The 19,945-nt window shown below is 58.8% G+C and carries 22 protein-coding genes and 1 tRNA gene; 14 read left to right on the top strand and 9 right to left on the bottom strand.

Annotation, left to right across the window (positions count from 1 at the left end; translation table 11 throughout):
• Positions 1 to 82: 82 nt before the first annotated feature.
• The 4 genes from tilS to ACRRQW_RS14490 all read right to left on the bottom strand — a co-directional run bounded on the left by tilS (position 83) and on the right by ACRRQW_RS14490 (position 4,558).
• Positions 83 to 1,108, bottom strand: coding sequence for a tRNA lysidine(34) synthetase TilS (gene tilS, locus ACRRQW_RS14505; RefSeq protein WP_438482277.1), 1,026 nt, complete (start codon positions 1,106 to 1,108; stop codon positions 83 to 85).
• A 22-nt stretch (positions 1,109 to 1,130) separates the two neighbouring features.
• Complete coding sequence (serS, locus tag ACRRQW_RS14500; protein ID WP_438482276.1) at positions 1,131 to 2,399, bottom strand: serine--tRNA ligase; 1,269 nt, start codon at positions 2,397 to 2,399, stop codon at positions 1,131 to 1,133.
• Between the two features lie 88 nt (positions 2,400 to 2,487).
• The gene (locus ACRRQW_RS14495) at positions 2,488 to 3,477 is read right to left on the bottom strand and encodes a glycosyltransferase family 9 protein (RefSeq protein WP_438482274.1); all 990 of its coding nucleotides are present in this window, start codon (positions 3,475 to 3,477) and stop codon (positions 2,488 to 2,490) included.
• A 127-nt stretch (positions 3,478 to 3,604) separates the two neighbouring features.
• On the bottom strand, positions 3,605 to 4,558 hold the full coding sequence (locus ACRRQW_RS14490) for a glycosyltransferase family 9 protein (RefSeq protein WP_438482272.1): 954 nt from the start codon (positions 4,556 to 4,558) through the stop codon (positions 3,605 to 3,607).
• Positions 4,559 to 4,619: 61 nt separating this feature from the next.
• Here ACRRQW_RS14490 and ACRRQW_RS14485 point away from each other — a divergent pair, with 61 nt between their 5' ends.
• The 6 genes from ACRRQW_RS14485 to ACRRQW_RS14460 all read left to right on the top strand — a co-directional run bounded on the left by ACRRQW_RS14485 (position 4,620) and on the right by ACRRQW_RS14460 (position 11,526).
• The gene (locus tag ACRRQW_RS14485; RefSeq protein ID WP_438482270.1) at positions 4,620 to 5,213 is read left to right on the top strand and encodes a DUF4254 domain-containing protein; all 594 of its coding nucleotides are present in this window, start codon (positions 4,620 to 4,622) and stop codon (positions 5,211 to 5,213) included.
• A complete protein-coding gene (locus tag ACRRQW_RS14480) occupies positions 5,210 to 6,118 on the top strand; it encodes an LpxL/LpxP family acyltransferase (RefSeq protein WP_438482268.1) in 909 nt (302 codons plus the stop codon). Before ACRRQW_RS14485 ends, ACRRQW_RS14480 begins: the two co-directional genes overlap by 4 nt.
• Positions 6,119 to 6,121: 3 nt before the next feature.
• On the top strand, positions 6,122 to 7,147 hold the full coding sequence (locus tag ACRRQW_RS14475) for a glycosyltransferase family 9 protein (RefSeq protein ID WP_438482266.1): 1,026 nt from the start codon (positions 6,122 to 6,124) through the stop codon (positions 7,145 to 7,147).
• Positions 7,144 to 8,250 carry a glycosyltransferase gene (locus tag ACRRQW_RS14470; protein WP_438482264.1) on the top strand — a complete coding sequence of 369 codons (1,107 nt, stop codon included), beginning with the start codon at positions 7,144 to 7,146 and terminating at the stop codon, positions 8,248 to 8,250. The genes ACRRQW_RS14475 and ACRRQW_RS14470 overlap by 4 nt, the downstream gene beginning before the upstream one ends.
• A gap of 48 nt (positions 8,251 to 8,298) precedes the next feature.
• Positions 8,299 to 10,035, top strand: a complete 1,737-nt coding sequence (locus ACRRQW_RS14465) for an ABC transporter ATP-binding protein (RefSeq protein WP_438482262.1) — start codon at positions 8,299 to 8,301, stop codon at positions 10,033 to 10,035.
• Positions 10,036 to 10,149: 114 nt separating this feature from the next.
• A complete protein-coding gene (locus ACRRQW_RS14460) occupies positions 10,150 to 11,526 on the top strand; it encodes an oligogalacturonate lyase family protein (protein WP_438482260.1) in 1,377 nt (458 codons plus the stop codon).
• A gap of 75 nt (positions 11,527 to 11,601) precedes the next feature.
• On the opposite strand, the gene ACRRQW_RS14455 is transcribed toward ACRRQW_RS14460, so the two are convergent.
• Both ACRRQW_RS14455 and ACRRQW_RS14450 read right to left on the bottom strand, forming a co-directional pair.
• Positions 11,602 to 12,486, bottom strand: coding sequence for a hypothetical protein (locus tag ACRRQW_RS14455; RefSeq protein WP_438482258.1), 885 nt, complete (start codon positions 12,484 to 12,486; stop codon positions 11,602 to 11,604).
• A 79-nt stretch (positions 12,487 to 12,565) separates the two neighbouring features.
• The gene (locus ACRRQW_RS14450) at positions 12,566 to 13,033 is read right to left on the bottom strand and encodes a tRNA (cytidine(34)-2'-O)-methyltransferase (protein ID WP_438482362.1); all 468 of its coding nucleotides are present in this window, start codon (positions 13,031 to 13,033) and stop codon (positions 12,566 to 12,568) included.
• 131 nt (positions 13,034 to 13,164) lie between these two features.
• Here ACRRQW_RS14450 and ACRRQW_RS14445 point away from each other — a divergent pair, with 131 nt between their 5' ends.
• The gene (locus ACRRQW_RS14445; protein WP_438482256.1) at positions 13,165 to 13,605 is read left to right on the top strand and encodes a response regulator; all 441 of its coding nucleotides are present in this window, start codon (positions 13,165 to 13,167) and stop codon (positions 13,603 to 13,605) included.
• Here ACRRQW_RS14445 and thrB read toward each other — a convergent pair.
• From thrB to ACRRQW_RS14430, 3 genes are all read right to left on the bottom strand, one after another.
• The gene (gene thrB, locus ACRRQW_RS14440; protein ID WP_438482254.1) at positions 13,579 to 14,502 is read right to left on the bottom strand and encodes a homoserine kinase; all 924 of its coding nucleotides are present in this window, start codon (positions 14,500 to 14,502) and stop codon (positions 13,579 to 13,581) included. The genes ACRRQW_RS14445 and thrB overlap by 27 nt on opposite strands.
• Positions 14,499 to 14,972, bottom strand: coding sequence for an SsrA-binding protein SmpB (gene smpB, locus ACRRQW_RS14435; protein ID WP_438482252.1), 474 nt, complete (start codon positions 14,970 to 14,972; stop codon positions 14,499 to 14,501). The genes thrB and smpB overlap by 4 nt, the downstream gene beginning before the upstream one ends.
• 102 nt (positions 14,973 to 15,074) lie before the next feature.
• On the bottom strand, positions 15,075 to 15,275 hold the full coding sequence (locus ACRRQW_RS14430; protein WP_438482251.1) for a DNA-directed RNA polymerase subunit omega: 201 nt from the start codon (positions 15,273 to 15,275) through the stop codon (positions 15,075 to 15,077).
• A 127-nt stretch (positions 15,276 to 15,402) separates the two neighbouring features.
• Between ACRRQW_RS14430 and cutA the strand changes: the two genes are divergently transcribed.
• From cutA to ACRRQW_RS14395, 7 genes are all read left to right on the top strand, one after another.
• Positions 15,403 to 15,741 carry a divalent-cation tolerance protein CutA gene (cutA, locus tag ACRRQW_RS14425; RefSeq protein WP_438482249.1) on the top strand — a complete coding sequence of 113 codons (339 nt, stop codon included), beginning with the start codon at positions 15,403 to 15,405 and terminating at the stop codon, positions 15,739 to 15,741.
• Between the two features lie 13 nt (positions 15,742 to 15,754).
• Positions 15,755 to 15,913, top strand: a complete 159-nt coding sequence (locus ACRRQW_RS14420; protein WP_438482247.1) for a small basic protein — start codon at positions 15,755 to 15,757, stop codon at positions 15,911 to 15,913.
• 93 nt (positions 15,914 to 16,006) lie between these two features.
• On the top strand, positions 16,007 to 16,690 hold the full coding sequence (locus ACRRQW_RS14415) for a DedA family protein (protein WP_438482245.1): 684 nt from the start codon (positions 16,007 to 16,009) through the stop codon (positions 16,688 to 16,690).
• 72 nt (positions 16,691 to 16,762) lie between these two features.
• Positions 16,763 to 17,989: a pyrophosphate--fructose-6-phosphate 1-phosphotransferase gene (locus ACRRQW_RS14410; protein WP_438482244.1), complete on the top strand. Its 1,227-nt coding sequence runs from the start codon at positions 16,763 to 16,765 to the stop codon at positions 17,987 to 17,989.
• A 153-nt stretch (positions 17,990 to 18,142) separates the two neighbouring features.
• A tRNA-Arg gene (locus ACRRQW_RS14405) sits at positions 18,143 to 18,217 on the top strand.
• 38 nt (positions 18,218 to 18,255) lie between these two features.
• A complete protein-coding gene (locus tag ACRRQW_RS14400; RefSeq protein WP_438482242.1) occupies positions 18,256 to 19,095 on the top strand; it encodes a hypothetical protein in 840 nt (279 codons plus the stop codon).
• A gap of 8 nt (positions 19,096 to 19,103) precedes the next feature.
• Positions 19,104 to 19,937 carry a hypothetical protein gene (locus ACRRQW_RS14395; protein WP_438482240.1) on the top strand — a complete coding sequence of 278 codons (834 nt, stop codon included), beginning with the start codon at positions 19,104 to 19,106 and terminating at the stop codon, positions 19,935 to 19,937.
• The last annotated feature ends 8 nt before the right edge of the window (positions 19,938 to 19,945 follow it).

The following is a 19,945-nucleotide window of genomic DNA, read 5'->3' as shown; positions in this document are numbered from 1 at the left end:
AGTAGTTGGCGAACGTGTAGGTTCCGCTAGGATAAGTCAAACGAAGCGCTCATGGAAATTCGCGCTAAAATCGCACCTAGCGTCATCGCAGGCTAAATTTCAACCCGCCCTGCTTCAACACGGCATAACCGGTTGCGCTTAAACTAAACCGCGTCGGCTTGCCCATCTCGACCGCCTTTAGCAATTGCTCGAAGCCCTGCCGCGACAAATCCACCGGCCTTTTCAAACTCAACAGCCACCCATGCAGCGCACGCCGGATGATCGCACGCGGCAACCCCGCCAGCGCATTAACATCGAGCCGGCCACGGTTGATCAATTTCAAGGACGCCACCCAAGCCTCCAGCGCTGCGTCGTCCTCTTCCAACCGCTCCCGCGCCAGTGCCGCGCCGGCTTGCGCATCGCGCCCGGCCGCTTCGATCCACGCGGGCAAAACATTTCGGCGCACTCGATTCCTAAAATAGTCGTCGGCTGCGTTCGAAGAATCCTCGCGCCACTTCACGCCCACGCTGCGCAACGCCACCACCAAGTCCTTCTTCTTAATTGTGAGCAACGGTCGCAGATGCACCCGCCCGTCGCCCACCCTTTGCACCGGTCGCGGAGCCGCGAGACCCGCCGTGCCACTCCCGCGCGCGAGCCGCATCAGCATGCTTTCCGCAATATCGTCCTGTTGATGCGCCAGCCACAGCAGTGCGCTGCCGAGCTCGCCCATTTCTTTTTCGAAAAACCCGTGCCGCGCCTGACGCGCTTCTGCTTCGCTCGCCCGTTTCACAACGCGACGCCAGCGTCCGACGCGTAATTTTACACCCAGGTCTGCGCACACTTTCCGGCAAAACTTCTCGTCCGCGTCCGACTCACGACCGCGCAGCTTGTGGTTGAAATGCAACGCGACTACCCGCTTCCGTCGCTCCGGCCACAACCCCCAGACCAACAGCAAAAGCGCCACCGAATCGGCTCCGCCCGAAAGCGCTACGCACCACGTTTCACTCCCGTTGTTACGACGATTCGCCACGCGCGCGAGCGGTGCGGGATGCAATCGTGTCAGCGGAAACCGCGCGGCGAGTGCCGACGCTTTTTCAGTGAGTCGGACACTCGATTTCTCTGAACTCATCTGCGGAAACCCGCCCGTCCGTTCACTTGAACGTGACGTATTCCTTGCCGAAATACGGCACGAGCGCCGCCGGCAGTTTCACGCGACCGTCTGCTTGCAGATTGTTTTCCAACAACGCGGCCAGCACACGCGGCACCGCCAGACCGGAACCGTTCAACGTGTGCACGAGCTCGGGCTTGCCAGTTTCTTTGCTCCGAAAACGGATCTGCGCGCGACGCGCCTGGAAGGCTTCGAAATTCGAGCAACTCGACACTTCGAGCCAGCGTTTCTGGCCGGCGGCCCAGACTTCGAGATCGTATTTTTTGGCCTGACCGAAACCAAGATCACCACCGCACATCAGCAGCACGCGATACGGCAATTCGAGTTTTTGCAGCAAGCGCTCGGCGTCGGCACGGAGCTTTTCCAACTCATCGTAGCTGCTCGACGGGTGAACCCATTTCAAAAGCTCAACCTTGTCGAATTGGTGCAGGCGATTCAGGCCGCGCACGTCCTTGCCATAACTTCCTGCCTCGCGGCGAAAACATGGCGTGTAAGCGCAACGACAGACCGGCAGTGCCTCTTCATCGAGAATCTCGTCGCGGAAAAAATTCGTCAGCGGCACTTCCGCCGTCGGCACCGCGTAAAGCTTGTCGATGGTTTCATACATCTGGCCTTCCTTGTCGGGCAGCTGGCCAGTCGCGGTTGCGCTCGCGGCGTTCACGAAAATCGGTGGGCTCACCTCGGTGTAACCGGCTTTACCGTCTTCATCCAAAAAGAACTGCAGCAACGCGCGCGAAATTTTCGCACCTTCGCCCACAAAAAACGGAAAGCCGGCGCCGGTGACTTTAGAGCCGCGTGCGAAATCGATGAGGTTACTAAAACCCGGAATTTCCCAGTGCGGTTGCGCATTGGGCGATACGGCTTCGACCGAACCGTTGGTCGCGTAAACTTGGTTTTCTTCGGGCGTGCGGCCTTCCGGCACCGAAGCATGCGGGAGATTCGGTAATGTGAGCATCGCCGCGCGCCATTTTTCCTCGGTCTGGTTAAACACCTCTTCCTTCGCCTTCACTTCAGCCGACACCGCCTTCATCTCTTGCACTTTGGCGATGAATTCCGGCGAACCTTTCTTGAGCGCCGCCATCTCGGTGTTAGCCGCTTTCTGCTTGGAGCGCAGCACCTCGACTTCGGTCAAAAGCGCACGCCACGTCGCATCAAGCGCCAGCACGGCGTCGAGATCGACGTCGAGATGCTTCTTGGCAATGGCCGCACGCACGGTGTCGGGCGATTCACGAAGGAGTTTGGGATCGAGCATGGGAGGCCATGTCTGACGCACCCGCCCGCAGGAATAAACAAAATTCTCCGCACCCGATTAATCCAGCCGCCGCATCCCGCCCGCTCGTTTATTGCGACGCGACCAGCGGCGACACTCCAGTCGTCTTGGGCGAGATTTTTTCAATCCGGTTGAAGGTCGAAAATACTTCCTTTGCCGACAACAGGCGCATGTCGCCCACCGGGGCTTGGATCGCAAAGTTAGTCGGACTCTTGATTGGATAAGGTCCGTAAACCCGCGGATCGGTCGGCCCGAAAATACCGATCGTTTTGAACCCCATCGCCGCCGACAAATGCATCGGGCCGCTGTCGTTCGAGATCACCCAGTCCGCTTTCGCCAGCAAAGCCGGCAGCGACGTGAGGCTCGTGTTGCCCGTGAGGTTCACGAACGCGCCCTCGGGAAACGTCTCTTTGCACGGCAGATAATTATTGCCCGCCCACACGACTTTGCGCCCGCCCTCGCGGATGAGCAGCGCCGTCAGCTGCACGTAGCCATCCCACTTTTTAGCCGGATGACCGCTATCCGGGAAAATCAAAATCGGCCGCGCCCCTCTGCGCGAATCCATGAACGCCAGCGGCAGCCGCTCCAGATCGCGGAAGCGCAACGGTCCCGCCAACTGCGGCTCTGCGCCGACGACTGTGCAAAATTGCAGCAACGTATCCAGGACGTGCGTCTGCGCGCCCGCCGCGGTCGATGCCAATTTCTCGTCGTAGAAAAATCCTGCACCCTCACGGGCATCGGCGCGACCGATCTTCTTTTTTCCCCGCGCCCACTTCGTCATCAGACCGGTGCGCAAGAGTCCTTGGAAATCGAGCACGAGATCGAACTCCTGCTTCCGCACTTCCTTCATCGTGCGGAAAAAACCGCGAACTCCCTCATGCCGGCGAAACACGTAAATCTGATCCACCGCCGCGCACGAACGCACGAGCGGCGCAAAAATATCGCGCACAATCCAGGAAATGCGCCACTCCGGTCGCTGCGCCTTAATCGACGTCGCCACCTGCAATCCGTGCACGATGTCGCGGAGTGCGGAGGGCTTGATGATGAGCATTTCCGGCATGGTTTTAAAACGAGACCGCGGTGGGGTAACCGCGTTCCTAAATTTGCATTCGCGCTTCTAAATGCAAACGCGAAGCAGCGTAGAAGACGATTTTTCCCAACGTTTTAAGAAACTCGCGCCGACGCCATTAGAGTTTCCGCGCCTGTAATTCCTGCAAGGCCCCCAACACCGCCACCGGGGCCAGCACCGCCAGATTTCCGCCCGGCGCTTCCACGGCGCAGTGCTTCCGATTCGATAACGGATACGGCCCGAAACGCTGCGGCGAAGTCGGCCCGAAGATCGCCAGCACACGATTGCCCGACGCCGCCGATAAATGCATCGGCCCGCTGTCATTGCCGATGAACGTCGCCGGCTGCCGCACCAGCGCGATCATCTGATCCATCGGGCAACCGGTTAAGTTGAGAAACCGCTCTGCCGGCACGGCCACCTTCGGCTCTTCCAGTTTGCCCGCGCACCATGCGACCCGCGCGTTCGGGATCGTCTCGAAAATCAGCGTCGTGAGTTCGTTAAAGCGCGGCCACTCCTTCTCCGCGCCACGACTGTCCGTAAACATCACAAACGTATTCGCCGGATCCGCGCTAAAAAATTCCGCCCATGGCTGCGCCGCGTCGGGTTTCAGCACGAGCGGGAAATCGATCCGCGGGGCAACTCCGGCTGCGGGCAAAAATTGCTGCAAAATATCCAGCGCATGATGCGGCCCTTCCGCCGCGGGCAGGGCCACGCGTCGATCGTAGAAAATGCCCGCACCCTCGCGCGCATCCTTACGGCCCCATTTTTGCGGTGAACGCACGGCCCATGTCATCAGCCCCGAACGCAGCAAACCTTGCATATCCCACACCGCATCGAACTGCCTGCCGCGCAGCGCTCGTAATAGATTCAGAAACGCCTTCGTGCCGTCGCGCCGCCGAAAAATAATCACTTCATGCACAAACGGCGCCGCCTGCACCAACCCGGCGAACCGCTCGCGCACCACCCAGCTGATCCGGCACTCCGGGCGCTCCTTTGCGAGCGTTTGCACCACCTGCAAGGCGTGCACGATGTCGCCGAGCGAGGAAGGTTTTATCACGAGGAGGCTTTTCATCAAAGAATGCGCGCAGGCTTGTGTCCGGCAGGGTTTTCTTCAACTCCATTTAGCCCGTCACATGAAATTCGAAGCCGACAAAATCGCCGCCCGCCAGCTCGACCTCACCGCCCGCTGGCACCAAGCCACGCCCGCCGCCACCGGCGAAGGTTTCGATCGCTTGCTGGAGGAAAATCACCTCCGCAATTTCTCGCTCTGGCACGAAGAAGACGTCGCCCGCCGCGACGACCTCGGTTTCGAGGCCGTTTACAAGGCCAAGCGCAACATCGACCGCTTCAACCAGGAGCGAAACAACTTCGCCGAGGAAATGGATAAAGCGGTCGTCGCCGCGCTCACGCCGCCGGAATCGGGTTGCCCGCGCAATTCCGAAACGCCGGGCATGATGATCGACCGCCTCTCGATTCTCGCCCTTAAGGAATTTCACATGCACGAGGAAACCGTGCGCGCCGACGCCTCCGCAGCGCACAAAGAAAAATGCGCCGAGAAGCTTGCGCGCATCCGCCGTCAGCGCGCCGATCTCACCGGATGCCTTGCCGATCTCCTCGCCGACGTCGCCGCGAAACGCCGCACGTTCTCCGTCTATTATCAGTTCAAGATGTATAACGACCCGGCGTTGAACCCGCAGCTCTACCGCAACCCAAAATCGGGCGCATGAGTCGCGCGAGCGACCAACTCAAGCTCTGGCTGCCGCAACACTGGCCGATGTGGTTCGGCGTGGGCGTAGTGTGGCTGCTCGACAAACTGCCCTGGCCGGAAAAACGCCTCCTCGCGCGCGGACTCGGCTGGTTTATTTTCAACGTGCTCACGATTCGCCGCCGCGTCGTGTTCACGAATCTGCGCCTCTGCTTTCCCAAGCTCAGCGTGCAGGAAATCAGCATCCTCGCCCGCGCGCATTACGATTCGCTCGCCCTCGGATTGTTCGAGGTGTGCGCCGGCTGGTGGGCGAAAAAGCAGGATTTGCCGCCTTACCGCGTCGTCGGCGCGGAGCATCTCGACGCGGCCCTGGCCCGCGGCAAAGGCGCGCTGTTGCTCACCGCGCATTTCACGACGCTGGAGATCGGCGGTCGCTTCATGTCGGAAACGCGCTCGATGGGCGGCCTCTACCGCGATCCCAACAATCCCGTCGTCGCACACTTGATGCGCGGCCAGCGTGCGCGGCACATGTCACCCGCCGTGCATTTCGACGACCTCCGCGGACTCGTGCGCGGGCTGCGCAGCAACGCGGCGATCTGGTATGCGCCTGACCAGGGTAAACGCACGAAATCATCGGAAATATTGCCGTTCTTCGGCGTGCCCGCGATCACCAACACCGCCACGAGCAAGATCGCCGAGATGACCGGCGCCGCCGTGGTGCCATTTTTCGCGAAACGCGAAGCCGATCACAGCTACACGCTCACAATTTTGCCGGCTTTGGAAAATTTCCCCACCGCCGACGCTTCCGCCGATGCCGTGCGCATCAACGAGATCATCGAAGAGCACATCAAGCACGCGCCGGAGCAATATTTCTGGGTGCACAAACGCTTCAAAGCTCGCGGGCCCGGTTACCCGACCGTTTATTAGCCCATGGCCTGGCCCGATCTCCGACCGCAGCGCATCCTGGTGATTCGTTACCGGTTTATCGGTGACACCGTGCTGGCCATTCCGACGCTGCGCAACCTTCGCCAGGCATTTCCGAATGCTAAAATCGACGTGCTGTCCGAACCGGTTTCCGGCGACACGCTCGCGCTCTGCCCCTACAAGGACGAACTGCTCTACTACGCGCCGCGACTGAAAGGCGAAAAAAAGCGCGCTTCGAAACACCCCACCAGCCTCATCGGCATCACGAAATTCCTCCGCGCGCGTCACTACGACCGTTGCTACATTTTGCGGCGCTCGTTTTCCTCGGCGATTCTGCCCCTGCTCGCGGGCATTCCGCATCGCGTCGGTTTCGCGACTGACGGACGCAGTTTCCTCCTCCAACGCAGCACGCCTTACGCCGATAAGCACGAGGTGGAATGTTTTCTCGATGTGCTCCGCGCCGACGGCATTCCGATCAACAGCACGCACAACGAAAACTGGACTGACCCCGCGACCGATGCCCGCGTCGCCGCCGCACTTCCGCCCGGCAATCGTCCACGCGTTTTCATCTGCGCGAAATCAATCGTCACTTCGAAAGATTGGGCGCCCGAACGTTTCGCCGAACTCATTGTGTGGCTGGTGAACGAACGCGGCTGCGAAGTGCATTTCTGCGACTCGCCCGCGCTCGCCGATTACTACGAACAAATCCGCGCCGCGCTCCCCTCGCCGCTCGTCCGGGAATGGCACGACTGGAGCCGCCAGCTTTCGATCAAAGAATCCAATTCTCTCTTTCAACGCATGGATCTCGCCGTCGGCATCGACACCGGCCTGCTGCATCTCGCGGCTTCCTTTCACCTGCCGATCGTCGGTTTGTTCGGCCCGCTCGAACCGTGGCGTTGGCACCCGTGGGACACGGCCCACACCATTGTCCGCCCGAATGATGTCACCGGCCCGCGTCCTTTGCTGCGGCTTTCCGTGGCCGAGGTAAAAGCCGTCGTGGAACCCTATCTGCAAGCGCTCGCGAATCGATGAGCGCCACTCCCCGCGTCATTCATTTTGTCACTGGCGGCGGCTCCGGCGCGACTAAAGTTGCCTTGGAGATCGCGTGCGGTCATCTGCGCACCGGTAATTTCGAGCCGTTGCTTATTCTTCGCCGAAAGCGCGCTTCGCTGCCTGCGTCGATGCAGGCGCAAATTGCCGCCTCCGGCATTCGAACGGTGTGGGTGGATAGCGGCTTTAAATACATCACGCGCCAACAGCTCGCCGCCGCCATTGCCGCGTTTCAGCCGCAGGTCTTTGTTGCTCACGGCAACAGCGAACACCTGTGGGGACGCCAAGCGGCGTTTCGCGCGAAAATTCCGGTCGTCATCCACGTCGAACACAACTGCGAGCGCTACTCGTTCTGGCGTCGCTGGCAGACGCGACAACTCGCGCGTGCCACGTCGGCCACCGTCTGCGTTTCCCACGGCGTCGCGGATCATTTACGGACGCATCGGCTCGCCAGTGAGCGGCTAGAGATCATCCACAACGGCGTCGACCCGGCATTTTTCGTGAAGGAAATGCCGTCATTCGCGGCGCGCAATCCCGACATCGTCATGGCCGCCCGTTTCGCGCGCCAAAAAGATCATCCCACGCTTATTCGCGCCGCGCACCGGCTCGTTCAATCCGGCTGGTCAGGCCGTTTACTTTTGGCCGGTGGCGGCAACCAGCGCCATCGCACCGCGTGCGAAAAACTCGTGCAAAAACTCGGAATCGCCGAGCGCGTGAATTTTCTCGGACAAGTCAGCGACATCACGAGCCTCTACCACCGCTGCCGCGTCGCAGTGCTTTCGACTCACTACGAAGGCATGCCGCTTTCACTCGTGGAATACATGGCCGCAGGCTGCGCGGCCGTCGCCAGCGATATCCCGGGCGTCACCGATGTGATCCAATCCGGCAAAAACGGCTGGCTGTTCCCCGTCGGCGACGACGCAGCCCTCGCGCAAATCCTCCAAACTGCCCTCGCCGGCGGCTCACACGTTGAAGCCGTGGCGAAACAAGGCACGCAAGACGCCGCAACGCGCTTCGCCCGGGACAAAATGATCGCGCGCTACGAAACACTTTTCACAGAGCTGTTGAACGCTGGCGCACGCTAGTTTGCCATTGCGAGCCGCGAGTCGGCCTCCAGTTTTTAGTTTATCGTCATGCCATTGCTCGAAGTCACCGACCTGAAGGTAAGCTTTCACACGCGCAGCGGAATTTATCGCGCGGTCAATGGAGTCAGTTTCTCCATCGAGAAAGGCGAGACGCTCGGCATCGTCGGCGAATCCGGCTCGGGCAAATCCGTCACGTGTTACTCGCTGCTCGGGTTAATTCCGCAGCCTCCCGGAAAAATCGAAGGCGGGCGCGCGATCTTCGATGGCGTCGATCTACTCAATTGCTCACCGGGCCAGTTGCGTAGCATCCGCGGGCGCCGCATCTCGATGATTTTCCAGGATCCGATGACGTCGCTGAATCCCTACCTGCGCATCTCGGAGCAACTCATCGAACCGCTGCTGGTTCACGAAAATATCTCCAAAGCCGCCGCGCTCGAACGCGGCTTGGCGATGCTCGAAGCGGTCGGCATTCAGGACGCGGCGAAGCGCCTGCACAGTTATCCGCATGAATTTTCCGGCGGCATGCGCCAGCGCGTGATGATCGCCATGGCGCTGATCACCAAGCCCGACATCCTCATCGCCGACGAACCGACCACCGCGCTCGACGTCACCGTGCAGGCGCAAATCCTGCAGCTGCTCAAAAAACTCCAGCGCGAACTCGGCATGGCGGTGATCTTTGTCACGCACGATCTCGCAGTCGTTTCAGGCATCTGCGATCGCGTGCAAGTGATGTATGCCGGGCGGATCGTCGAATCCGCGCCGACTCGGGAAATTTTCCAAGCGCCGCAGCATCCCTACACGAAAGCGTTGCAGCGCTGCATTCCGTCGCTTCAGGAAAAAGGCCGGCGCCTCTTCACAATTCCCGGCCTGCCGCCGGATCTTTCTCAGCCACTCACCGAAGCTCAGATCATGTCGCGCTTCGATTTCATGGCCGACGGGGACGGCGCTGCAGGCAACGAAAAATCCAATTACTCCGCTCCGGTCATCGGCGACGAAGTCGTGCTCGAGGCGCGCGACTTGTGCACGCATTTCTCCATCGAGAGTGGATTTCTTTTTCGGAAAAAAACCGGCGTCGTCAAAGCGGTCGATGGCGTGAGCTTTGCAGTGCGCCGCGGCGAAGTGCTCGGCTTGGTCGGCGAATCCGGCTCCGGCAAATCCACGCTCGCCCGCACCATCATGCAACTGGTGCACACGACTTCAGGCAGCGTGAAAATAAACGGAAAGCTGCTTTCGGCGGACCACAAACATCAGGCGAAAGACATCACGCGCGACTTGCAGATGATTTTTCAGGATCCGTTCGCCTCGCTCAACCCGCGCATGACGGTGTTCGATACGCTCGCCGAGCCGCTGTTGGCCCACGGCGCCGTGCCCTCGAACGAGATCACCCCTCGCGTCGCGAAACTCATGGAGCAAGTCGGCCTGGCCGCGCGCTTCATGCAAAAGTATCCGCACGAATTTTCCGGCGGCCAGCGTCAGCGTATCGCCATCGCGCGCGCGCTCGCGCTCGAACCGAAAATTGTGATCGCCGACGAACCCGTCTCGGCGCTCGACGTTTCTATTCAGGCCCAAATCCTGAACCTGCTCGCCGATCTCGTGCGCGACATGCAGCTCACGATGGTTTTTATCGCGCACGATCTTTCGGTGGTGAAACACATCTCCGATCGGATCGCGGTGATGTATCGCGGCAAGATCGTCGAAATCGGCAACGCCGTCGACGTCATCGAGCGCCCGCAGCACGACTACACGCGCACGCTCGTGAGCGCGATTCCAACGGTTACCTCCTGACAGGAGTCGCCGGCAAGGCGGCGACTGATTTCTTAATCGGACAGTCAGCTTTTGAAGCTTTCGCGTTGCGGGGCAAAAAACGCGGCGCACGGTCAGAGTCAGCTTTTACCCCTTATGAAGAAACCTCACTTCGTCTTCGGTTGCGCCGCGCTGGTCGCATGCAGCCTGTTCGCGCATACCGCGATCGCCTCCAATGTCGGCAAACGCTACGCCTCCGAAAAGAAAACCTACACTGACGCCGTCACCGGATTCGAAGTCACGGTGCTCACGAAGGATGACGCCGGCATGTCGAAGCCGTATCAAACGCACACCACCTGGACCGCCGACGGCAAATGGATCATCGGCCGCGGCAATCGGGGCGGCAATGGTTCGCAAAGTTTTCTGATTAACGAAAACACCGGCGACATCATTCAAGTGACCGATGGGCCATTGAGCGGCACGGGCAGCCAGAATCTCGCGCGTAAATCCATGAAGCTTTACGTCATTCGCGGCGGTCGTGCGCAAGGCGCCGCGGCGGATGCACCTGCCACGCCGCGCCAACTCGTGGAGATTAACCTCGATCCGCTCATTACCGACGCGATGAGCGGCAAACCAAAAGATGCCTCCGCCTATGAGCGCATCGTTTGCACGCTGCCGGAAGAGTTACGCGATGCGGGCGGCTTCGCGCTCGATGCCGACGAAACCAAAGCCTACTGGGGCGTGACGTGGGGCACGCCACCGCCCCGCCCCGCCGCGACCGCTCCTGCCACCGCCAGCAACCCGAACGAGCGCCGCTCCATTGACAACGCGAACACGAATCCGGCTGAAGCTCGTGAGGCGGCGCGGCAGCGTTTCGCGACCAACGGTAAAGGCCCCGGCGGCATCCGGGCGATCGATCTCGCGACTGGCGTCGTTACCAAAGTGATCGATACGGAATTCCGCATGGGCCACGTGCAGACCAATCCATGGGTGCCGGGCGAAATTATTTACTGTCACGAAACCACCGGCGACGCGCCGCAACGCATGTGGACCGTGCGTGGCGACGGCACTGGCAATCGCCCGCTCTATGTGGAAACGCCCGACGAGTGGATCACGCATGAAACGGTCGCGACGAAAGATGAAGTGATGTTCAACATCATGGGTCACCTGCCCTACTTGCGTGAACGCCCGACCGGCGTGGCCGTCATCAACCTTCGCACTAATACCATGAAGCTCCTCGGCCAGGTCGAAGAAGACATGGGCAAAGGCCAACTCGGCGGGTTCTGGCACTGCAATGGTTCACCCGATGGAAAATGGGCGGTCGCCGACACGTTCAAAGGCGATGTCTTCATCATCAATCGCGAGACGGGCGAAAAGCATTTGCTGACGACGGATCACAAAATGAAACCCGATCACACGCATCCGATTTTTAGTCCCGACAGCAAACGCGTGCTCATCCAGTCCGGCAAACAAAGCGACGGTAAGACGCTCGATTTGATGTATGTCGAGCTGCCTGCGAAGTGGTCGCGATAAGCCCGCGATTCATCGCGTCACGCAAAGCGTCCGCCAGTGGTGCGGGCGCTTTTTTTATTCTATCAACTGACGTTTTTATTTTTTCGTTTCTGATGACAACACTTCTGTTTCCGCGAGAAATTTCAATTCGCCCAACGAAACGCGGCCTTCGCGCATATTCGCTTTCAAGTGAACCAGCCCGTCAACCGGTCGACCAAAGGCCAACCCGCCAGCCTGGCTCAACACGGGTAACGCTTCGGTAAAGTTATTTCCCGGCGCACGCACGCTCAGTCGCGTCACCCAGATGAGCTTCGAGCGTTTTTCCTTTTTCATCAGCTGGTAATCGTAGGCCATCAAGACCACGAAATAGCGCTCCTCACTGAGTTCGGCGTAGAGCGTCTTTTCTTTCTCAGTTTGGTATCCGCCACGCTCGCCCAGGCGCTTCAAGCTATTGGCATAACCGAGCAACGTCGCATTACGCGATTGCGCACTGCTGACGTTGTTTTCGCTCCACGCCAACGAATCGGAAATAAAATCCATGGCACTCGAGTCCGCGATTCCGTTCGCCGCAATCTCCGCCTGATAGGCCGGCAACGCCGTATTCATCGCTTCGATCGACTTATCCTTCAAAGGATCATCGAAAACCAAAGTCGTTCCCCAATTCACCACAATCAGCACATCCGCGTTGGGCTCATCTTTTGTCGGGTAATATTTTTGCCGGGCTAGATCCGGAGCCAGCTTTTGCATCAGCTGCGTGAAAGTGACTTTTTCGATGCTCCGATCCACGGTGCCGCCGCTTAAAAATTTACCCTCAGTGACCACGTAAGTCGCCGCCCGCGGGCCTTTGCCGCCCTCCAGTTCACGGACATAATCCGGGGCCACAGTCGAACTGACTGCAATCCTCTCATTGAGCGGAGCCACCTCCGCCGCACAGATCCGTAAGGTGGACACCAACGCCAGCAACAAAAGCGATACTCTCATGATTTTGGAAGGGGTTACCCGTGAACCTGCCCGATCCTAAAATCGGCTCAACGAAAAATCTCCGCGACGTTTCCCGCGCCTAGAGAGTCAGGCCACCGATTTGGCGAAGAGCCTCGTAAGTCGCGATACCAGCCGACGTCGAAAGATTGAGCGAGCGAAGTTCGGCATTCGCGTGCGGGATTTTCACGCGATGCGCGTCACCGAATTCGGCGTGCAGCCAATCCGGCGCGCCGGCCTCTTCGTTGCCAAACACCAATCCGTCGTCCGCGGCGTAGCGCACATCCCAAAACCCCTGCTTCGCATGCGTCGTAAAAAGCCACATGCGCTTCGGCGCGACCGCGCTCGCCTTGAATGCCGCCCAGTCTGCGTGATGGTGCACATCGAGCGAGAACCAGTAGTCCATGCCGGCGCGTTTCAGGTTTTTGTCCGTCACTTCAAATCCCAGTGGATGAATTAAATGAAGTCGCGAACGGGTGACCGCGCACATCCGACCGATGTTACCGGTGTTGGGCGGAATCTGGGGTTGGAACAGCACGACGTGCAGCATGGAAAACGGCAGCGTGCCGCCGTTCGCCACGCGATGTCAACGATTGGCCCCCAAATCGCGGGCTGAGTAGTTTATCCGCTTTACGCAAAGCGGCTTCATCTCAAGACCGGTTACCTCGGTTAAGAATCCCCATGTCGGAGCGCCTCTCAAATCCCTCGGAAAAAATCGTCGTGTTGATCGACGACGAAATCGCCTACATTGACTTGTTGGCGCAACTGCTGGGCGAACAACTTTCGTGTCCGGTCCGCGGCTTTACCAAACCCTCCGAGGCATTGCGTGCCTTGCCGGGTTTGAATGTCGGCCTGCTCATCACGGATTACCAGATGCCAGAAATGAACGGCCTCACGCTGATCGAGCGCGTGCAAAAAATTAATTCCGACATTCCGATTCTCATGATCACGGGTCACTCGCTGCACCTGACCGAGCGAGAGAGACAGGAAATGCCTTCATTGCGCGGTTTCGTAAACAAGCCGTTTAAGTGGCGCACGCTCGCCGATGAAATTGCCAAACACTGGAGCGGATCCGTGCCGCCGAAAGTCGCTGTCTCAGCTGCGCCGGCGGGTCACCTTTAAGCCGGTGTTGTCACACCGCAGCAGGTGAACCTTACCCGTGACCCGGTGCCCGGCAAAGGCCGCCGCCATCGCTTTGCCGACCTTGTTCGCAACTTCGGGACGAGCCACACAAAGGACACTGGAACCGCTGCCGCTTAACCAACCCGTCAACGCACCCGCGGCCACGCCCGCATCGATCGCGGGCTTTGCGCCCGGGATGAGCGGCAGACGATAAGGTTCGTGGAGGAAATCGCGCACGGCGTCGCGCAAGCGTTCATACTGGCCGGACACAATCGCGGCGACGACGTAGGTCGCGCTGTTGACACTTTTGATCGCGTCGAAATACGGCAGCTCTTTCGGCAAGATCCCGCGCGCCTTTTTTGTTTCCAATTCCTGAAGCGGCGAGAACACGACGAAGTTCAAATCGCGCCCGATGGGCTTGCGCAACACGCCGAGTAATTCGTTCGTATGCGGGTCGCAACGCGCCACGCAAAAACCACCGATGACCGCCGGCGTCGCGTTGTCAGGGTGCCCCTCAAGTTGCGTCACAAGAATGCAAAGATCGTCCTTGGTGAGACGCGCGCCCGAAAGTTCATTCAGCGCCGCGACAACGCCCGCGCGCAAGGTCACACTCGAACCCAAGCCGCGCGACATCGGCACGTCGCCGGAGATCGCGAGTTCAAAACCAAATTCCTCCACGCCCGCGCGCACAAAAAACAGCGCTGCCGCTTCGTCGGCCATGCCAAGACCGGCGCGATCCGCGCTTTTCGCCGCCCGCGCCCCGACCCAATCGCCGCGCGTCAGCGTGACGTCGTTATAAACCGTAAGCGCGAGACCGAGCGTGTCGAAACCCGAACCGCAATTTGCTGTGGTGCCCGGCACGCGCACCGTGACGCTTTTAAGCTGCTTTTTCTTCATTTGCGAAATTTGAGCGCTTTGCGGGCCTCGAGGTTCAGTTCGCGCTTTTTGATATCGGCGCGTTTATCGAACTGCTTTTTGCCGGTCGCCGTGGCGATTTCGACTTTCACGAGGGCCTGCTTGAAATACATCCGCAGGGCCACGATGGAGCGTCCGCCGGTTTCGACTTGCTGCTGGAGTTTGCGAATTTCGTTCGCATTAAGCAGGAGTTGGCGCACGCGACGCGGCGCGTGCTGCGACAGGCCGCCGTGCGAATACTCTTCGACGTAAGCGCCGTAAAGCCACACGCCGCCCTTTTCCAACCGCGCAAAGGCATCCGTGATCTGCGCTTTGCCCGCGCGAATGGATTTCACCTCAGTGCCCGCCAGCTTGATGCCCGCCTCGAACTTATCATGGACAAAAAAATCCCGCAGAGCCTTCGGATTGCGAAGCTCCGTATAACGGGACGGGTCATGCTTGGTGGCGGCCATGAATAATCAAACTGATGCGTGGGAATGGAGACGTTACAAAACAAAAGAAGCGAGGCCAACAGCCTCGCTTCGCATAATAAGACCAAGCGTTGGCTTGGAAACTCAGCTAGTGTGCAGCTCGTAGCTGATCTTGCCTTCGATGACTTCGCGGAGGGCGACGTCTTCCGGGCTCAGTTTTTCGAGGGACTCGACAAGCGGGCGGCTGCCGCGGCGGAGTTGCTTCACGCGACGGGAAATCACGTTGATCAAGATGTTCGGGTCCGAAATGACTTTCTGGGCTTCGCGAATGTATTCGTCTCTCATGGTAAGTCGAAAATTTTGGTGAACGGATAGGGCTACGGCGGAGCGAGGCATGGTCAAGGGCTAATTTGTCACGCCGCCACCCTGCTTTTCGCTTTGCGGGAAACCGCCCTCCATGGACATTGAGCGCATGTTTATCGCATGGACCACCACCAGTGAACGAGCCGATGCTGACCGATTGGCGTTGGGCTCGGTCGAAGCGGGGCTTGCGGCCTGCGCCCAGGTCGACGCGGGCGTAACTTCGTATTATCGCTGGGCGGGAAAAATCGAAAATACGCAGGAATTTCGCATCTGGTTTAAATACCTGCCTGATAACGCTTCGCGATTAAGCGAGTGGATTCATGTCCATCATCCTTACGCCACGCCGCAATGGATTGAGGTCGCCGTCGAAAACGTGGGCGAAAAATACTTGTCATGGGCTAGGGCGAACTCTATCTCCCCACCCTTCCCGAGTCAGAAACCATCTTAAAACCACTCCCTTTATGTCCCAACATCCCAGTCTCAAAGCCGCCGGCGGCGGTATCGTGCAAAAACGCAACGTCCTGAAACGCTTCGAGCGCGTCGATTTGCTCAAGAAACGCGGCCAGTGGAAAGCCGGCGACCGCGTGCAAGGTCTCCGCAAGACCAAGCCTGGTATCTAATTAATTTAGAACTCTCCTTAGCAGGCAGTTTCAACGCTGCCTGCTTTTTTATTGCCCGGACGTTTCCCGTCACTTCGCGCCCATTCCTCCGCCATGTTCGACCTGATCAAGAAGCTCTTTGATTTCATTCTCCACATCGATGTTCACCTGAAAGAACTCATCGCCGACTACGGCGCATGGACTTACGGCATCCTCTTCTTAATCATTTTCGCGGAAACGGGTTTGGTCGTCATGCCGTTGCTGCCCGGGGACTCGCTGTTGTTTGCGGCCGGCGCATTTTGTGCACCGACCCCAGAACATCCCGTTCCGGTGCTGAACGTTCACTTCATGGCCGGTCTGTTGTTCATCGCCGCGGTCATTGGCGACACGCTTAATTATTGGATCGGCTCCAAGGTCGGTCCGGCGGTTTTCAAACGCGAAGACTCTTTCTGGCTTCGCAAAAAGCACCTCGATAAAGCGCATGCCTTTTTCGAGAAATACGGCGGTCGCGCCATCATCCTCGCCCGCTTCGTGCCGATCGTGCGCACCTTCGTGCCGTTCATCGCCGGCGTCGGCTCGATGACTTATCCGCGCTTTCTCGCCTACAACGTGATCGGCGGCTTCGTGTGGATTTATTTCTTCACCTACGCGGGTTTCTTTTTCGGCACGCAACCGTTCGTGCAGAAAAATTTCAAGCTGGTCATCCTCGCCATCATTTTCCTTTCCGTTCTGCCGATCGCCATCGAGTTCCTCCGCGAGTGGCTGAAGTCCCGTAAAGAACCCAAAGCTGTCGCGTAAGCGCGTCACACAGTTTTCAAACATTGCCTCAAGCGCCGCGCGATAACACGCTCGGCGCTTATTTTTTTACCCATGAGCAAAAAGAAAGTAGCCATCCTCACCGCCGGCGGACACGCCCCCTGCCTCAGCGCCGCCGTCGGCCAACTCATCCTCCACTATACGCAGCAATGCCCGGATTGGGAAATCATCTGCTACCGCTCCGGCTACAAAGGCCTGCTTCTCGGCGACAGCATTAAAGTGACTCCCGAAATCCGCGCCCAAGCCAGCGTGCTCGCCCAATACGGCGGCAGCGTCATCGGCAACAGCCGCGTCAAACTCACCAACGTCAAAGACGCCGTGAAACGCGGCCTCGTCAAAGAAGGCCAGCTCCCGCTCAACGTCGCGGCCGATCAACTCACGAAAGACGGCGTCGATATTCTCCACACCGTCGGAGGTGACGATACCAACACCACGGCTGCCGACCTCGCCGCCCACCTCGAGAAAAACGGTTACAAACTCAACGTCATCGGCCTGCCCAAGACGATCGACAACGACATCATCCCGATCCGCCAAAGCCTTGGCGCCGTGACCGCCGCCGAGCAAGGCGCGCGTTTCTTTTCCAACGTCGTCACCGAACTCGGTGCCAGCGCGCGCATGCTCATCGTGCACGAAGTCATGGGCCGCAACTGCGGCTGGCTCACCGCCGCGACCGCGCAAGCCTACCAGCAAAGCCTCGCCGGCAAAACGTGGGTGCCCGGCATCGGTCTCGCCAAAGAGCGCTACTCGGTCCACGCGATCTATCTCCCCGAGTTGGCTCTCGACATCGAAGCCGAAGCCAAACGCCTCCGCGCCGTCATGGACCAGGGCGGCAATGTTAATCTGTTCATCAGCGAAGGCGCGGGCCTCGACAGCATCATCAAGGAACTGACCGACAGCGGCAAGGAAGTCGCCCGCGACGCCTTTGGCCACGTCCGTCTCGATACGATCAACCCCGGCAAGTGGTTCGCCGAACGCTTCGCCTCGATGATCGGTGCCGAAAAAACGCTCGTGCAAAAAAGCGGTTATTTCGCCCGTTCTGCGCCTGCCAACGCGGAAGATTTTAAACTCATCGATACGTGTGTGCTCAAAGCCGTCGAGAGCGCCAAAGCGGGCATCACCGGCCTCATCGGCCACGACGAAGAACGCGGCAACGAACTGCGCGCCATCGAATTCCCGCGCATCAAAGGCGGCAAAGCCTTCGACGTCACGCAACCGTGGTTTCAAGCCCTCCTCAAGGAAATCGGCCAGCCGATGACGTCAGTCGTCCACGTCGCGCACTAAGCGTCCCAGGTGGTCACCGGTCTCCGCACCGGCGACAGCCACGCGCTCGTTGAAATGTCGGTGAGCCGACCCACGGCCACCCGCGTAGAAAAGCCGCAGCACAAACATCTTGAAAACGAGCGGTGCCCGCGAAAGCTACCCGCTCGGTTCCCTGCGAGTGTAGCACAATGGATAGTGTATCCGCCTCCGAAGCTGATGATCCGGGTTCGACTCCCGGCACTCGCACCAACTGTCAGTCAACGTTTCCTTAGAAATCCAGTCCGCGCGTGCCCACTCTGCCTCCGAAAACGCTGCGTGGTTTAATCGGCATCGTCTACGCCGTCGCGATTGGGTTGCTCGCCACCGAGCTATTAAATCCGAGCCGTCCTCGCGAACAAAAGATCGCTACGCCGCAAATCGAAGCAGCCGCCGCTCGCCTCGAACCAGCAAAGGCTCCTGCGCCCGAAAGAACGCCCTTCCAAATCGCGCTCCTCAAGCGCGCCGAGTATCTGTCCGGTCGGGTTGACTTCTTCAGGGACGCCTTCGCCAAAAATCCGCACCTGAAGATTCCCGAACTTGAAATCCTGCCTGAGCGCTACTGGCTCGATGTGGCCATAGGCTATGCCGACGATTCCGAAGCCAGGCAACTGGAGCAAGGATTGGTGTCACTGAGAGGCTACGCAAAAGCGCACTTCAGTATGGAAGAACTGGGCAGAGCGATGTCGAACTACCTGAAGCAATCCGGTGGAGAAATGCCCGCTTCGACGTCGGCCCTATTACCTTTTCTAAAAAACGAAAACCAAGCGGTGCGGGCGGAGATTTTGGAGCGCTATGAACTCGTTGCGAAAGGCTCCATCACCAATCTGTCCAAGGAAGAGCAGCGTCTGCTCCTTTTCGAGAAAACGTCTCCCGATGAAGCCAAAGATCAAAGAATGATCCTTGGAGCCGGCTCTGCGAGGTTTTCGCGCTTCGACGAATTCGACGCGGATCTCTCCGTGGCACGGAGAACCTACCTCACTCAATTTCCCGAACGGCAGAACGTCACCGATCTCGAACTGGCGGACTTCATCAAGCCACCGTTGTCGCCCTATCGCCGCCAGAAGCTCCGCGAAAAAGGGAATCCATGAACGGCAGCGTGAAAAAAATTCTGTGGACGGTCGTGTGGTTGCTTCCCGTCGTCTCCATTTCCAGAAGCGCACTCGTGCTGCTCAATCGCGAGCTACCGTCTCAGCCAGTCGTCGCTCCATCGAAATTTCCGGACATCGTCTCCTCATCTCCCACCGGAACAACACGGCCGCACCATTCGCCTGCCGAAAGTTCGCCGACGCGCGCCGCAAAAATCGCGGAGAAAACCGAAGCCCTGCTCGATTATTTTGCGTCTCATCCTGATCAAGCCATCCCCGAGATAGAATTGTTGACAGACGACCAATGGATCAAAGCCGCTGCCAATGCGGATACGAGCGCGCCAAATATTAAGAAGGCAGCTGCGGAATTAAGAATGGCCGCGAAAAGAGAATTCATCGGGCGCTTGGCCTCGGCTTATCAGCGTTACCTTCAAACAAACGACGGGAAGCGCCCCGCCACGCTGGAAGAAATCAATGCCTATTTCGTTCGCCCCGTTCCGTTGTCACTCTACCAGCGCTATGAGTTCAGCTCTGAAAATGGACTCCCTGCGCCCACGAGCGAAAAACTTCCGATAATCTGGGAGAAGAGTGCAATCGATAGGGAGCTGGATTCACGGGGTGGTGTCAGCGGTGAAGGCCGGCAGTGGTATGGCCGAAACGGAATTCGCGGATGGATTCCCTATCCAGACGGTTACGATGCGATGATGAAGAATGTCCGCGCCAGCTACTCGGCAGATCATCATGGCGCCGCTCCCGAAAATCTCGAAGTATTACGCAGCTACTTTGAGACGCTTATGCCGAAAGAGATGGCGGATGCCTTGATTAAAACCGAGCAACGCAAATAACCGTTTGT

Origin of the sequence: Oleiharenicola lentus (assembly GCF_051660365.1) — a bacterium.
Lineage (GTDB): Bacteria > Verrucomicrobiota > Verrucomicrobiia > Opitutales > Opitutaceae > Lacunisphaera > Lacunisphaera lenta_A.
Note: the sequence above shows the minus strand (reverse complement) of the source record. Positions and strands in the feature narration are given on the sequence as shown.